The organism is Cohnella ginsengisoli (assembly GCF_029525555.1).
Classification (GTDB): domain Bacteria; phylum Bacillota; class Bacilli; order Paenibacillales; family Paenibacillaceae; genus Cohnella; species Cohnella ginsengisoli.
In genome coordinates this window covers 979,495-993,347 of record NZ_JAPDHZ010000004.1, presented here as the reverse complement: position 1 = coordinate 993,347, position 13,853 = coordinate 979,495, and the positions used below count along the sequence as shown (strand labels likewise).

Annotated in this window: 14 protein-coding genes and 1 pseudogene; 7 read left to right on the top strand and 8 right to left on the bottom strand. The window is 54.6% G+C overall.

Going from position 1 to position 13,853, the window contains the following annotated elements; all coding sequences use genetic code 11:
* Positions 1 to 26 precede the first annotated feature (26 nt).
* Complete coding sequence (gene arfA / locus OMP38_RS25845) at positions 27 to 1,532, bottom strand: arabinosylfuranosidase ArfA (RefSeq protein WP_277567580.1); 1,506 nt, start codon at positions 1,530 to 1,532, stop codon at positions 27 to 29.
* Between the two features lie 200 nt (positions 1,533 to 1,732).
* Here arfA and OMP38_RS25840 point away from each other — a divergent pair.
* The 7 genes and pseudogenes from OMP38_RS25840 to OMP38_RS25815 all read left to right on the top strand — a co-directional run.
* A pseudogene (locus OMP38_RS25840) lies at positions 1,733 to 2,506 on the top strand (spore germination protein); the annotation flags it as partial.
* A gap of 112 nt (positions 2,507 to 2,618) precedes the next feature.
* Positions 2,619 to 3,257: a spore germination protein gene (locus OMP38_RS25835; protein WP_420869753.1), complete on the top strand. Its 639-nt coding sequence runs from the start codon at positions 2,619 to 2,621 to the stop codon at positions 3,255 to 3,257.
* A complete protein-coding gene (locus OMP38_RS25830) occupies positions 3,254 to 4,480 on the top strand; it encodes a Ger(x)C family spore germination protein (protein ID WP_277567669.1) in 1,227 nt (408 codons plus the stop codon). Before OMP38_RS25835 ends, OMP38_RS25830 begins: the two co-directional genes overlap by 4 nt.
* A gap of 77 nt (positions 4,481 to 4,557) precedes the next feature.
* Positions 4,558 to 5,589, top strand: coding sequence for a GerAB/ArcD/ProY family transporter (locus OMP38_RS25825; RefSeq protein ID WP_277567579.1), 1,032 nt, complete (start codon positions 4,558 to 4,560; stop codon positions 5,587 to 5,589).
* 145 nt (positions 5,590 to 5,734) lie between these two features.
* Complete coding sequence (locus OMP38_RS25820) at positions 5,735 to 6,253, top strand: GerAB/ArcD/ProY family transporter (protein ID WP_277567578.1); 519 nt, start codon at positions 5,735 to 5,737, stop codon at positions 6,251 to 6,253.
* Positions 6,183 to 6,503: a GerAB/ArcD/ProY family transporter gene (locus OMP38_RS36230; protein ID WP_420869731.1), complete on the top strand. Its 321-nt coding sequence runs from the start codon at positions 6,183 to 6,185 to the stop codon at positions 6,501 to 6,503. The genes OMP38_RS25820 and OMP38_RS36230 overlap by 71 nt, the downstream gene beginning before the upstream one ends.
* Positions 6,469 to 6,822, top strand: coding sequence for a GerAB/ArcD/ProY family transporter (locus OMP38_RS25815; RefSeq protein ID WP_277567577.1), 354 nt, complete (start codon positions 6,469 to 6,471; stop codon positions 6,820 to 6,822). Before OMP38_RS36230 ends, OMP38_RS25815 begins: the two co-directional genes overlap by 35 nt.
* Before the next feature lie 7 nt (positions 6,823 to 6,829).
* Here the strand turns inward: OMP38_RS25815 and OMP38_RS25810 are convergent, their stop codons facing one another.
* The 7 genes from OMP38_RS25810 to OMP38_RS25785 form a co-directional block, all read right to left on the bottom strand.
* On the bottom strand, positions 6,830 to 7,717 hold the full coding sequence (locus tag OMP38_RS25810) for a Ger(x)C family spore germination protein (protein ID WP_277567576.1): 888 nt from the start codon (positions 7,715 to 7,717) through the stop codon (positions 6,830 to 6,832).
* On the bottom strand, positions 7,605 to 8,048 hold the full coding sequence (locus OMP38_RS36680) for a Ger(x)C family spore germination protein (protein ID WP_477100084.1): 444 nt from the start codon (positions 8,046 to 8,048) through the stop codon (positions 7,605 to 7,607). The genes OMP38_RS25810 and OMP38_RS36680 overlap by 113 nt, the downstream gene beginning before the upstream one ends.
* A gap of 6 nt (positions 8,049 to 8,054) precedes the next feature.
* Positions 8,055 to 9,638 (bottom strand): spore germination protein, encoded by a 1,584-nt coding sequence (locus OMP38_RS25805; RefSeq protein ID WP_420869752.1) that lies wholly within the window; start codon positions 9,636 to 9,638, stop codon positions 8,055 to 8,057.
* 125 nt (positions 9,639 to 9,763) lie between these two features.
* Positions 9,764 to 10,357: a TetR/AcrR family transcriptional regulator gene (locus tag OMP38_RS25800; RefSeq protein WP_277567575.1), complete on the bottom strand. Its 594-nt coding sequence runs from the start codon at positions 10,355 to 10,357 to the stop codon at positions 9,764 to 9,766.
* Positions 10,358 to 10,395: 38 nt separating this feature from the next.
* Entirely contained in the window at positions 10,396 to 11,307 is a 912-nt protein-coding gene (locus OMP38_RS25795; RefSeq protein ID WP_277567667.1) for an SDR family NAD(P)-dependent oxidoreductase, read from the bottom strand.
* A gap of 184 nt (positions 11,308 to 11,491) precedes the next feature.
* On the bottom strand, positions 11,492 to 12,868 hold the full coding sequence (locus OMP38_RS25790) for a fibronectin type III domain-containing protein (RefSeq protein WP_277567574.1): 1,377 nt from the start codon (positions 12,866 to 12,868) through the stop codon (positions 11,492 to 11,494).
* Positions 12,840 to 13,706, bottom strand: a complete 867-nt coding sequence (locus OMP38_RS25785) for a hypothetical protein (RefSeq protein WP_277567573.1) — start codon at positions 13,704 to 13,706, stop codon at positions 12,840 to 12,842. Before OMP38_RS25785 ends, OMP38_RS25790 begins: the two co-directional genes overlap by 29 nt.
* Between the last annotated feature and the right edge of the window lie 147 nt (positions 13,707 to 13,853).

Below are 13,853 nucleotides of genomic sequence, written 5' to 3'. Positions count from 1 at the left end.
TTCGCGATTGACGTTGCGACTAGGCGTTACGTTTTTTTCAACCGAATGACATTCCACGAGAGCTTGGGCAGTCTGATCCGGAGGCAGCCGTCCCGCAGCTCGGCGCCGCTCTCGGCATGCGGCGTTACGTTGCGCGGCTCGCTCGCCGTATTCCTTGCTTTCGGATCCGGATGGGCCAGCGCCACATGCTCGACGATCCGGTAGCCGGCGAATTGCCGAAGATCGGCTTCGACCTCCAACGCTTCCGCCAGGTCCCGATTCACCGCGAAAATCGTCAGCTGCTCCGCTCCCTCGTCGTATACGACTGCCGACTCGAGGCAAGGAACGTCGGTAAACTGCTTGCAATCGTACTTGGGACTTCGAATGATCGGCTTCAGAGAGACGCCTCGGCCGTACACCGATGCATGCTGATAGGGGTAAAAAATCGTCTGCCGCCAGGCGATTCCTTCGTTTACAGTCATAATCGGAGCGATTACGTTCACCAGCTGAGCGATGCAGGCCATCCGAATGCGGTCCGCGCGCTTCAGCAGCGAAATGATCATGCAACCGACCACGATCGCGTCTTCCATCGTGTAGATATCCTCGATCTGCGGCGGCGCGATCATCCACCGTTCGAGCTGCCGATCGGCGTCCGCGCTGTGATACCAGACATTCCATTCGTCAAAGGAAAGCATCATCTGCTTCTTGCTGCGCTTCTTGGCCTTCATGTAATCGCAGACGGCGATGACGGAATGAATGTAATCGTCCATCTCCAGCGTCTTCGCGACGAAGCTGGCCGTATCGTCCTTGCGGTTCCCGTAGTACGTATGAAGCGACAGGTAGTCGACCTGATCGTACGTGTGGTCCAGCACGGTCGCTTCCCACTCGCCGAACGTGGGCATGTCGCGCATCGAACTGCCGCAAGCGACCAGCTCGATCGAAGGGTCGACCCATTTCATGAGCTTCGCCGTTTCGAGCGCCGTTCGACCGTATTCGTCGGCCGTCTTGTGTCCGATCTGCCAAGGGCCGTCCATTTCGTTTCCCAAGCACCAAGTCTTGAACTTGTGGGGCGCTTCTTGTCCATGGGAGCGTCGCAGATCGCTCCAGTACGTGCCGCCGGGGTGGTTGCAGTACTCGATCAAATTGCGCGCGTCCGCCGGTCCGCGCGTACCCAGGTTAACGGCCATCATGACCTCGGCGCCGACTGCTCGCGCCCAAGCCGCGAACTCGTTCGTTCCGACTTCATTCGTCTCTAACGCGCCCCAAGCCAAGTCGAGCCTGCGTTTGCGCGCGGAGAGGGGACCGACGCCGTCCTCCCACTCGTAGCCGGACACGAAGTTGCCGCCGGGATACCGGATGACGGGGACGCCTAGTTCTTGAACCAACGCCATTACGTCTTGGCGGAAGCCCTGTTCGTTCGCCTCCGGATGGCCGGGTTCATAGATGCCGCCGTACACCGCCCGGCCGACGTGCTCGATGAACGAGCCGTACAACCTGGGATCCACGGTGCCGATGACGAATTGTTTGTCTACGATCAATTCCGCTTTATTCATGCGCGACGGATGCTCCAATCCAAATGGATATCAGGTAAGTTGTCTGACCAATTTAATGATAATATATGTGATTTCGCATGCACCGTCAATAACTTTCCCTCTCTACCCTCTATATCGTCGCGGCAAGGCGGCATTCCTCCAGGAAGACGCAACTGGATAATTTCGGCATATATGGGCAACGTAACGATGATTGATGTTCGATGCCAGGAAAGGAGGTGCAAAAGTTGAATACATCGGAGAAGCCTGCCGAGCCTGCCATCGTAGAAAGGCTTCGCCGCCGGCTTGGGGGAAGTTCGGACTTTATCGTCAGGCTCATTCATGAAGGCACGGAAAATCATGGTGCATATGCCGTTTGCTATATCGACGGGTTAGTGGATAAAAACTTGCTCGCGTTTCTACTGGAAGCCGTCGTAGCGGAAACGCGCGAAGGCGCGGGATTGCCGCAGGACCTCGCGAGGTCGCTGACCTCGCGCATTCCCGTCGGATCGTTGACGGCCCCGGAATCCGAAGAGGCCCTCGTTCAAGCGATGCTGAACGGGGAAGCCGTCATTGTCGGAACTGAACTTGCCTTCGAGCTCTCTGTCGCGATCCCCGGAGGTCCCTCCCGCTCCGTCGAGGAGCCGTCCTCGCAGACGGTCGTTCGGGGACCGAAGGACGGCTTTACGGAAAATTTGGCGGACAATGTATCCCTCGTTCGAAGAAGGCTGCGAACGCCCGATTTGCGAATCGAGAGTCGCTTCCTGGGCCGCTATACGAGAACGAAAATCGCGGTCGTATATATAGAAGGCATCGTGCAGCCGGTCATTCTGGAGGAGCTTGGCCGCCGCCTGGACGCGATCGACATCGACGGTGTCCTGGAGAGCGGCTATATCGAAGAATTAATTCAGGACACCTCGTGGACGCCGTTTCCGACCATACAGAATACCGAACGGCCGGATACCGTCGCAGGTCATCTGCTCGAAGGACATGCCGCCATTTTGGTCGATGGCACGCCTTTTTCCCTTATTCTTCCGGTCACCTTTTTCAAATTTTTTTTTGTCGAGCGAAGACTACTATCAAAGGCACGATATCGCATCGTTTGTCCGTATGATCCGGTTCATCGCTTTTTTCGTCAGTCTGCTCCTTCCTTCGCTTTATATCGCGGTGACGACCTTCCAGCAAGAGATGATCCCGACGACGTTGCTCATCAGCCTGGCCGCGCAGCGCGAAGGCGTGCCCCTGCCCGCGCTGCTGGAGGCATTGCTCATGGAGCTGACCTTCGAAGTCATCCGCGAGGCTGGGATCCGCATGCCCAGAGTCATCGGTCCCGCGATCTCGATCGTCGGCGCTCTGGTGCTGGGACAGGCCGCGGTACAGGCTGGATTGGTGTCGGGCGCGATGGTCATCATCGTCTCCTTCACCGCCATCGCGAACTTCGTCATTCCGGCGCTCGGCATGTCGGCGGCCATCCGTCTGATGCGTTTCTTGCTGATGGCGCTTGCGGGCTCGTTCGGCTTATTCGGGGTTCTTGCGGGGATGATCCCGCTGCTCCTTCATCTCGTGGCGCTCCGTTCATTCGGCGTTCCTTATCTTTTGCCGATTGCGCCGTTGAAATGGATGAATTTCAAGGATTTGTTCTATCGGTTGCCTTGGCGTGCCCTCACCGAGCGTCCGGCCGTGTTCGGAAGCCTCAATCCGAGGCGCCAGCTTCGCCGTGGCCCCAAGCGGAAGGGGGCTGGCGAATGAAGCGATGGCGACTCCTCCTCTGCGCGACGACGGCTTGCTGTATGCTCGCAGGCTGCTGGGACCGCAGAGAATTGAATGAACTGGGCATCACCGCCGCCACGTCGGTCGATCGGTCGGACAAGGAATGGATCGTGACCTATCAAGTGATCGTACCTTCCGCGATGTGGACCGGCGCGGGCGGCGGCGGAGCGGCGAGCAGCTCCCAGTCGTCCGTACACGTCTTCACCTCGCGCGGCAGCACGATCCGGGAAGCGGCCGGCCGCGCGAACCTGGAGTTTACCCGTCAGCTTTACTTCTCGCACACCGACGTTCTCGTGTTGGGCAAGGAAGCGGCGCAGCATGGAATATCGGAGGTGCTCGATTTATTTTTGCGAAGCTTCGACTCTAGAGAAACGGTATTATTGACCGTCACCGACGGTGAAGCTTCCAAGATTATGCGGAAGCTCGTCCCGCCGGAAAAACTGCCGGGCCGGGCGATCGCCTCCATCCTGGAGACCGCTCAAAAAACATCCGGACGGACGCCGGCCGTTAAAATATTCGACGTAGCCAGGAGCATCTACTCCGATTCAAACGCGATTTTGGTGCCGGAAATCGGCTTGCGCCGCGTGGACGGCGGCAACGAGAAGGATCTGGAAGGCGTCGATGCCTATAAAACGACCATCGTACCGACGAAGCTTCGCCTGCTGCGGCTTGGCGTATTCAAAGGAGCCAAGCTGGTCGGCTGGATCGACCAGGAAGAGAGCTACGGCCTGGACTGGTTGAACAATCGAATCAAAAAATCGATGATCGCATTCCCTTGCCCGGGCGCGAAGTCCGAAGAGGAACATGCCGTCTTTCAGGTGCGAGCCGCCAAAACGCATGTTGTGCCCGTCAAGGCGAAGGATACGTTCCAAATCAACGTACGCGTCAAAGCCAAAGGCGCGCTGAGCGAATCCTCGTGCACGAGAAGCCTGACGGATCCCGCCACGGTCTCGGCCATGGAAAAGCAGATCGAAAAAGTCATACTGGACGACATCCGTTTGGGCTGGAGCGCAGCGCAGCGTATGCATGCCGATCTGGCCGGGTTCGCGGACAAGATCCATCGGAAATATCCGGATGCATGGCAAAAGGCAAAGCAAGACTGGGAGCGGCAGCTCGAGCAGGTGGAATTAAACATCCGGGTCCAAGCGACGCTTGAAAACACGGGCATGCTCAATGATACGGTGAGCGAGAAGCTGCCTTGACCGAGCAGCCGGGCGGGCCTACCGCGCGAAGGGAGTTTTAGCGGATATGGATAATGAAATAAAAAAAACCGGCGGGTTTGATCGCTTGTCTTGCCTTGTACGAGATCGGCAGCACGACGCTATTTCTTCTGGCTGCCGATGCCAAACAAGACGCTTGGATCGCGATGACGATGGCTGCCGTCGTCGGCTTTTTTCTGCTCGCGGTGTACTTGGCCATGCACCGGCAGGATCCCGATCGCGATCTGTTCGCGTTATGTCGCGCTTATTTGGGCAAATGGACCGGCATGGCGATCGGATTGTCGTTCGTCGGCTATTTCGCTTATGAAGCCTCCCGCAATCTGCGGGATCTGGTTGAATTGACGTCTCAGATCTTGCTTAACGATACGCCTTTGTTCGTTATCGCTTTGATCACGATCTCCGTCGTGGCCAATACGGCACGGTACGGCGCGCGCATGTTGTTTCTCTGTTCGCTTGTCCTGTTTCCGTTTGTCGTCGTCGGCTATCTGCTGCTCGTTTTGATGCTGTCCGGCCAACATCTGATTCACGCGGCAAGTTTGCTCCCCGTGCTCGAAAACGGCTGGCACCCGGTATTCAAAGCCGCTTTTCCGCAGCTGGTGTCCTTTCCGTTCGGTCAAACGATCCTGTTCCTCGTTTTTTTTCCGCTCGTACGCTCCCAAACGCCCGGTTTTACGCGATCCGTCTACATGGCATATGTCGGCGTTTCTATTTTTCTCATCGGCATGAACGAGCTGATTCTCTTCGTGCTTGGGCAATCCATCGCCGAGAAAGTCACTTTTCCCTTATTGGAGAGCGTTCAACTCATCGAGTTTTCCCAAGTGTTCGAGCGCATGGATATTCTGTTCGTATTCGTTCTTTTCCTCGGCCTTGGCGTCAAGCTGGCTGCTTTTTTTTATCGGCGCCGCGACAGGCCTCAGCCAATTGACGGGCATCGGATACCGGAAAGGCGTCTTTATGATCGGCGCGGCGATTTTCGGCCTCTCCTTTTTTGTCGCCCAATTATACGCACCACATCTGGATGGGGAAGGTCGTTACGTCCTGGTTCACGATTTTTCAAGTCGCCCTTCCGCTCCTCCTGTTCCTGGTCATGAAGATCGATGGCGGCAAAAAAGAGATCGAGATCCGGACAAGGCTGACCCGCCGAGTCTTCTCCAGGCAGTGGATTGGATTCTTTTCTGAATAAGTCAGGCATAATCTGGAAAACTAAATAAGCTACCCTTATAACGTTTCCGGGAGTTGCTCATTATTTCGAACTATCAACTGTTCGCGATCACCTTCATTTTCCAATTGGGCACGACCATCATCTTTGGCTTCGGCGGCTCGGCCGGTCGCGATGCCTGGATCGGCGAACTCATTTCCTGCGGCGTAGGCGCGTTGATCATTTTGATCTATATCGCCTTGATGAAGTTGAATCCAGGGTTAACGCTTGTCCAATGGTTTCCAGCCCAATTCGGAACCTGGATCGGAACGCCTGTTTCTTTTCTGTACCCGCTCCTGTTTATTTACGTCGGCGGACGGATCATTGCGGATGTCCGGGATATGGTCTCGACAGCCTTGTTGCCGGATACGCCGTATGTTTTAACCGCCGGTCTATTTGCCGTCATTTTGGCCTACTGCGTCTATGGCGGTATAGCAAGCGTCTCTCGATTGGGAGAGATCTTCCTTCCCATCGTACTCATTTTGTTTGGTTTGGAGGTCATTCTCCTTTTTTGGTTCGGACGTTTTACATCTCCATTATTTACAGCCCGCTTTTGAAAAAGGCTGGAGGCCCATCCAGAAGGCCGTATTTCCGGCCGGCATCACGCAATCGTTCGGGGAAACGCTCGTCTTCGCCATGTTCTGGACGCAGACCAAACAGCCGGGAAAGGTAATGAGGATCACCCTTCTGGCCACGATCCTTTCCGGCGTCATGATTACCTGCTTCGACGTGCTCGCGATTATGGCGTTCGGAACCCTGTTTTCAGGTTTTTTTGTACCCGCTTTACACCTTGCTGAGCGTGATTAGCGTCGGACAATTCATCGAGAACCTGCAGATGTTCGGCGTCCTTTATTTTTTAATGACGGCGCTTTTAAAATGCGTCGTTCTCATTCTCGCGGCGGTAACGGGAATTCAACAATTGACGAAAATGAAAAGTTACCGCGTCCTTGTCATCCCGGCATGCGCCGTCGCGTTAATCCTTGGGCTGACGATGTCCAAAAACATCGCCGAGCATATTTATCGCCATCACTTTGAAATACTCGTTCCCTATATTTGGGTGCCCATGTTGTTCGTTGTGCCCGGGATGCTGCTTATCGTGTCCCTGTTGCGTCGTTTAACAAAATAAATCTATTTTATTTCTTGATCTCATTCGGGTTCAATTGCAGCGAAGGCCCGGTAACGCCGATCCGCCGAACCGTCATTTTAGCCTTCAAGGTAATCTCCGACCTTTGAAACTCCTCTTTCCAATCGTCTTTTATGGACTTCCACAGGGCCAGATCCTTCCGGCGGATCGCATCGCTAAAGCCGAAGACGTCCGTTCCGTATTCCTTCTGCACGTCGGTAATCGTCTTCAGCGCGACTTCTTCGGTATGCCTGTTTAAAGCCTTTTCCAAATCGGAAATATGCTTGGTGTTCGTTAGATCCAGATCCGTATTATTCTCGCGTATCGCTCCTTGTCCCGTCAAAGTGACATGGATTTTTAACCGCCCGCCTTGATAAGCGGAAATGATTTTGCTTTTGGTTTTGACGACGTCCATGCTGACGTTGCCCTTTCCTTGCGGCAGCGTTTCGGACACCGTCATTCTCCTCAGATTGCCGGATACCCACCGCATGGCGCGTCCTTCTTCCATATCGATGTATCCAACCATCTTTAACTCCTTGTTAAAAATAGCGGTGCCTACGATTCGGAAGCCCTCCCGATCCGCTTTGGACGGTGCTTGTCCTTGTTGTTCTTCCGGAACGTCAGGCTCCATGCCGATGGCGACGACAGGCAATGCCGGACAAGCGCTGTCGCTTGACGCGGCGAGCAAGAAGTTCAGCAGCCCCATTTCTCTGGAAGCCGTCCCGATTTGGTCGTATTCCCCCAATACGCCGATTCCGGGTATGTTCTCTAGCGGATACGATACTTTAAGAAAATTTTGCGCGGTGTCGCCCTTGACGATAAAAATGTCGGTGCGCAGCTTGAGATTCGGGTCCCGGCTGTAGGTATCGAAGATTTCCTTGACGCCCCTTCTGGCCATGGACTCCCCCGATGACGATGACCCGCCGGTGACCTCGGAACATTTCCCTCGAGAGCTTGGTTTGCATTCGCTGGACGGCATCAAGCGTATTCATGCCGTCGCTTGCAAGGACAAAATACGGCTTTCCTTTGCTAGCCTGGCTTGAAACGTCGTTCTGTCCGCCGTTGATTTTCGACGGAATGATGGCTTGCGCGCTAATCCGGATCTTCTGATCCGGGGCATTATCGATCCCCCAAGCCAGCTCGATGGCAATATCGTTGACTTCAGAACTGTCCCAGCAGCCCGATATAAAAAAAGAGCGAGAACGCCAAGCAGAGGCAAGCCGGCGCATTCTTGTTCATTGCCCCTCCTCCTCTCGCTTCGGACTTGGCCGCTGGCCTTCGGGAATTCGCTTTGCATTGGCGCCGGCGGTGAACGCGGGACGCATCGTCATCATCCATCTGGGCGCGCGCAAGAATATATCCTTGATCGCGTGCGGCACCGGCGACACCATCGGACTCATATACGGAACGCCAAACGAGCGAAGGCCGTTGAGATGTATAATCATGAGAAACACGCCGCTTACGATGCCGTATAGACCGAACATGCCCGCCAGAATCAACATCGGGAACCGAAGAAGCCGATACGCGGTCCCGAAATTGTATCGCGGAATGGCAAATGACGCGATCCCGGTCATCGCTACGACAATGACGACCGGCGCGGACACGATGCCTGCTTGCACGGCGGACTGCCCGATGACGAGCGCCCCCACGATGCTGACGGCCGAACCGACGGCCCTGGGCATGCGAATGCCGGCTTCGCGAAGACCCTCGAACATAAACTCCATGAGCATCGCCTCGACAAAAGTCGGAAACGGGACGCCTTCCCTGGAATTGGCGATACTCATGAGCAGGTTCGTAGGGATCAGCTGTTGATGAAAGGTAGACAGCGCGACGTACAAGGAAGGCAGCATGAGGGCGATATTAAACAAAGAGTAGCGAACGAATCGAATGAACGTCGTATAAATGGATCGTTCGTAATAATCCTCTACTGCCTGCAGGCCGGTCCAGAACGTCATCGGAGCGATCAACACGAACGGCGTGTTATCGATCATAATCGCGACTTTCCCTTCAAGCAGGCTTGCGCATACGACATCGGGACGCTCGGTGTTTTGAATCTGCGGAAATGGGGACCAGGGCGCATCTTCAATAAATTCTTCGATAAAGCCTGATTCCAGCACGCCGTCCATTTGAATTCGGCCGATTCTATTTCGGACTTCGTCCAAGACCGTTCGTGAAACGATCCCTTCGATATAGACGATCGCGACATCGGTTTGAGACACTCGGCCCAGCGCGATGGATTCCATTTTCAGCTTAGGGCTGCGGATTCGCCTGCGGATCAAGCTCGTATTAATGCGCAGCGTTTCCGTGAATCCGTCCCTTGGTCCTCGGACGGACACTTCGGCTTCCGGTTCTTCGACCGCGCGTCTTTCGAAGCCTTTCAGTTCCGCGACGATTGCCCTGTTTTCACCGTCGATCAACAGGCCGATATTCGCTTTCAGAATGCCGTCGATGACTTCGTTAATCGTAGATACCGTTTGGATTTGCGAGACGGCAATCAATTGCGCTTGAATGATTTCCCCCGATATGGGAATGCCGTTCGACACGTTCCCGGCTGAAAGTCCATTGTATATAAGCGGCTTCAGCACGACTTGTTCCAACGTTTTGGTATCGACCAGTCCATCGGTATAAATCAGCAATAATTCGGGGGTGGTACGGATTGGACGGAATACGATATCGGAGCATCCTTGAAAAGCTTCCCTCAGCGCTTTCTCGTTTACGGAAAGTTCCGCGCTTAATTCCGCATGGGGTTCGGAAGGAAGATGGGGCGTGTCGATCGGCTTCGCTCGCTTGCCGCGAATCGACTGGCTTCGACGCTTGATCCGCAAAACACATCTCTCCCTCGGATAGACTGACCGCCGGTTCAGTGGTGTAGTATATCCAACGGACCCAAAAATAACAAAGAAGAGGCGCCGCGCGCCGCCTCTTCTTCGCTTAACCGATTCTTTTATTTCGTCAAGATATTCAGCAGCCGGTCCACTTCCTGCGTCCAATCCATGCCCGTAGCCTTCGCATCTTGAAGCATGAGACCGTTAACCACTGAGAGGAATAAAATCAATCGCTTGTAGGGATCGCCTTCGGCGAATTGTCCTTCTTGCTGTCCGCGAACGAAGATCGGGATCATCTGCTCGATCGTATCCTGGGGCGAATACCGCTCGATCGCTTCTCTCGCCTTGTGCGGCACGCCTTCCGACGTTAGCGCCTGTTGAACGAGCAGGAAAAATTGCTTGTGGTCTTCATCCAATAGATGAAGCGTGAACGCCCTTAATTGCTCAAGCGGCGAACCCGGAAGCCTGCCGATATGCTGGATGGCTTGCCGGGATTCCTCGATCGCCTCTTCCACGAGAAGTCCGAAAATCTCGTCTTTGGATTCAAAATAGCGGTATGATAATCCTTGGCTGATGCCGGCCGCCTCCGCGATCATGCTCATCTTCGTGCCGGCGAGGCCCTTCTCCGCGAATATTTTAAGAGCCGCCTTTTTGATCTGATCCTTGCGTTCGTCGATCGCTTGTTCGGCTTGCGCCTTCGCTATTCTTGGCATCTATGATCCTTCTTCCTTTTTGCGCGTCGCTCCGCGGGTTAAGCCTGAGAGACAAGGATTTGCTCCGCGCTCATTTCCCACAGCTTCTTCGCCGCTTCCCGATCGCTCGCTTGTAGCGACGGCGTCCTTATTTGTTTGCCGGCATAATAACGCCCGCTCTCCAGGTTGTTGGCGTCCGTATCCGCCAGCCATACGAGCGTCTCCGCGCCCTTCTCGGGAGATTGGGCAAATCGCTTCATGACGGCCATCGTCATCCGGGCGAGCCATCCGTTATCCGAATTGAAATTCGTGTCGACCAGCCCCGGGTCGAAACAATACGCGGCGACGTTCGTGCCCTTCAAACGATTCGCCAGCTCGGCAGTGAACAAAATGTTTGCCAGCTTCGTCTCGCCATACCGGAAGTTCGGGCCGCCCCTCATTTTGCCCCAAAACCCATAGCAACGAAGACCGCTCAAATCATCGTATCCGATGCCTTTCCTGGCCATCTTATGGCCGTGGGACGACGTGGTAATGATGCGAGCGTCGTCGCTCAACATCAGTTTATCAAGGAGCAGTGACGTTAACAAGAAAGGCGCGATATGGTTGACCGCCCAGGTCATCTCCAGCCCCTCCTCCGTCAACTTGCGCGCTACGAACATCGCGCCTGCGTTATTGATCAGAATATCGATCTTCGGACATTTGGCCGACATCTCTCTTGCCGCCCGGCGGATGGATCGCTGAGAGGACATATCGGCGATGAAGACGTCTACCGTAATCCGATTGCCCGATGCCGCCCGCAGCTTTGCCGCAACCTCGTTACCTTTGGCGGCATTGCGCGCGACGAGGCCCAAGTTCGCCCCTCTCGCGGCTAAGGCATGCGCAGCCGCCAATCCGATCCCGCTCGTGGCCCCTGTAATGACGACATATTTCCCTTTTACGTTTTGACCTTCGGCTTGTTGCTTTCCGCATATTTGCCGTTCCTCCTCGTTTTGATGAATGAACCGTTCACTTATTAATATTGTATGAACGATTCACTCATTTGTCAACGCGGATAATTAAAATATTTAGCCCTTTCATAAAAAAAACGACCCCGTGAGCGAAGGCCCGCGGGACCGTTTGTATGCTGGCGTTATATTCACCTACAATGCTGCTTCCTTACATTCGAACGCTGTACAAGGAACCTCCGTATACGCGATACCAGGCGTCAAACCGGTACGGATTACCGCTCGGCTCACTAAAGATATGCTCGCGGTATTCTAACTTGCCTGGACCGCTGAAGGTGCATAGGAGTTCACCTTCCCGACCGTAAAGGTACGTGGTGCCATTTATCGTATACATAACCATGCCTTCAGGTATCCCTCTCGTTTCGTATGGCGTCTGCCCCTCCGAATACTCGGTAACCGTACCGTTTTTCCAAATGTATGTCTTGGTCGAACCGCTGCTATCCAACGTATAAACAATGCCTTCTGCCGTTAACGCGGCATTCGTAATCGTACGATCCGACCCGGCGGCATCGTAAACCTTGACTTGGCTTTTATCGATACGGTTGAACAGCCACAGGACGCGATCGCCGGCTTTTTTCCAAACGATATAACTTTGATCCAAGTCCAGAATCGTTCCGTCGAAGCGGTACAGCAGCGTTTCTGGCTTTGTAGTCGGTTTGACAGTGGTGACCGACACGCTCTTCTCTATACTTTGGTTGCCGGCCGCGTCGACAGCGACCAGCGTAAAGAGGTAAGAAGTATTGGGCGACAACCCCTGCGCTTCATAGCTGTTCACCGACCCTTCTAGGGTAGATAGCGGCTTGTTGTTCTGATATAGCAAATACTTGACTACGCCCTCTTCGTCCGTAGCCGGCTGCCAATTCAGTTTTACGCCGTTAAAAGTCGCTTGGGAAGACGACAACACGTCGCCCTGCGGCCATGTTGGCGCTTCTGTGTCGCCAGGCGTTTGAAACTGCACGGCAAAGATCGTATCGCCCAATAAGTAATAGAGCTGACTATTTATCCTTCGAACAACGCCGGCGTCTCCAGCGATCAGATGAAGCTTGTCCATCCCGTGCTGATATTGGTAAAGTTTTTTCGAATTTGCCAGAAGCAAGGTGCCGGAGCTATCTAAAGAATGAATCGTAGCCTCCGCATTAAAATGGCTTGCCTGCTTCGCCGTACCGTCGGGGGACTGCAAATAAAGTTGCCGTACATCGCTTGCGTTCGGCTTTTGGAACGCGATCCAGCCGTCGTTCGCCTCGTATCCTGCATGCGGCAACAACCTTGTCGCAGTCGTTCCGGGAACCACGACAGTCGCAGTTCCCTCCGCGTATTTCATTAAGCTGCCGTCGGCCAACGTGAACAAAATGACTTCGCCGTCGGTCACCGGGCCGCGCGGAGCACCGGGATACGCCAAAGCAGTCGTCTTGCTGCCCGTTAGCGGATCGTAGCGCAGAATTCGGTCGCTCTCGCCGCTGGTCTCCGGTTCAAGCAGGAGCGTACCGCTCGGCTCCAGCTCAAAGTTGAGATCGCTTGGGTATGGCATATTGCGGACGGTCCCGTTCGCGGTATCGACCCAGTGTAGCGTCCCCAAGTCCGAACTCGCTACATAGTTCCCCCCTCGCCTGCCAAACCGATCCCGACTCCACCGGTATGGACATCAGCGACTGTCCGTTCCACCAAAATAGCTTCAATTCATACCAGCCCGTGTCGATGAGAAATGCAGCTCCTGCAGGCGTTAATTTAAACCCGTCGGATCTGTCCGTCGTAACGCCCGTGAGCAGTTCCGTTTCGGTGCCGTCCGTGCGATTCTTGATGATCAAGTCGCCGTCCCGAACAAGCAACAGGCGAGACGCATCCGCATCCAAGATCTGGGCGTCCGGTTCACGCTCCGACTCTGCCAGTTCAGGGCTAGTTTCGATGTGAACGGTTCGATGCACGTTTACCCGGCGATTGTCGTCGCCGCTTGGCGTAGTGCCATCCGAAATGGAATATTGGATGTTCAGCGTCCTGCCGTCATACGGCGTAACATCGAATACGCGGTCGAACTTGCCTGCGCCTTGGTCGCTCTCGATGATATCCGGATATCGGAGATCCTCTCCGATTTGCACTAAAAATGAAGGCTGCGCGAGGTCGTCCTCGGCTTCGGCAATGACGTGCATGCTGTTGTCGCGAATGACGGCGTGATTGCTTGCCGGTTCCAAGCGCGTTACGACCGGAGGCTGATCGACGACGGATGGGTCCGCTTTCAGCTGATTAAGCGTTACTGACATGATTTCTTGTGCAGCTGCTTCGGCACCGGCATTGGCGGCGGATGCGTGGTTGGGCATCAGCGGCATGAGCATCAAAGCACCGCAAATCAGGAGCATGGACCGTCGGTTCATTTCAATTCACTCCCATGGACGTTTTTATTAAACATACCATAATCAGGGAATTTGAAAATTACTCCAACGAGCCATACGTCAGGACTAAAAAAGTATCATTCTTGCCGAAAGTCGCAAAAAAAAAAGCTGCCGAATCATCCGGCAGCC

Bases quoted from the DNA above. Each gene is read 5' to 3' on its own strand.
- arfA (WP_277567580.1), bottom strand. From the start codon at position 1,532: ATGAATAAAGCGGAATTGATCGTAGACAAACAATTCGTCATCGGCACC.
- OMP38_RS25835 (WP_420869753.1), top strand. From the start codon at position 2,619: ATGATCCGGTTCATCGCTTTTTTCGTCAGTCTGCTCCTTCCTTCGCTT.
- OMP38_RS25830 (WP_277567669.1), top strand. From the start codon at position 3,254: ATGAAGCGATGGCGACTCCTCCTCTGCGCGACGACGGCTTGCTGTATG.
- OMP38_RS25810 (WP_277567576.1), bottom strand. From the start codon at position 7,717: ATGGCCAGAAGGGGCGTCAAGGAAATCTTCGATACCTACAGCCGGGAC.
- OMP38_RS36680 (WP_477100084.1), bottom strand. From the start codon at position 8,048: ATGCGCCGGCTTGCCTCTGCTTGGCGTTCTCGCTCTTTTTTTATATCG.
- OMP38_RS25800 (WP_277567575.1), bottom strand. From the start codon at position 10,357: ATGCCAAGAATAGCGAAGGCGCAAGCCGAACAAGCGATCGACGAACGC.
- OMP38_RS25790 (WP_277567574.1), bottom strand. From the start codon at position 12,868: ATGCCATACCCAAGCGATCTCAACTTTGAGCTGGAGCCGAGCGGTACG.
- OMP38_RS25785 (WP_277567573.1), bottom strand. From the start codon at position 13,706: ATGAACCGACGGTCCATGCTCCTGATTTGCGGTGCTTTGATGCTCATG.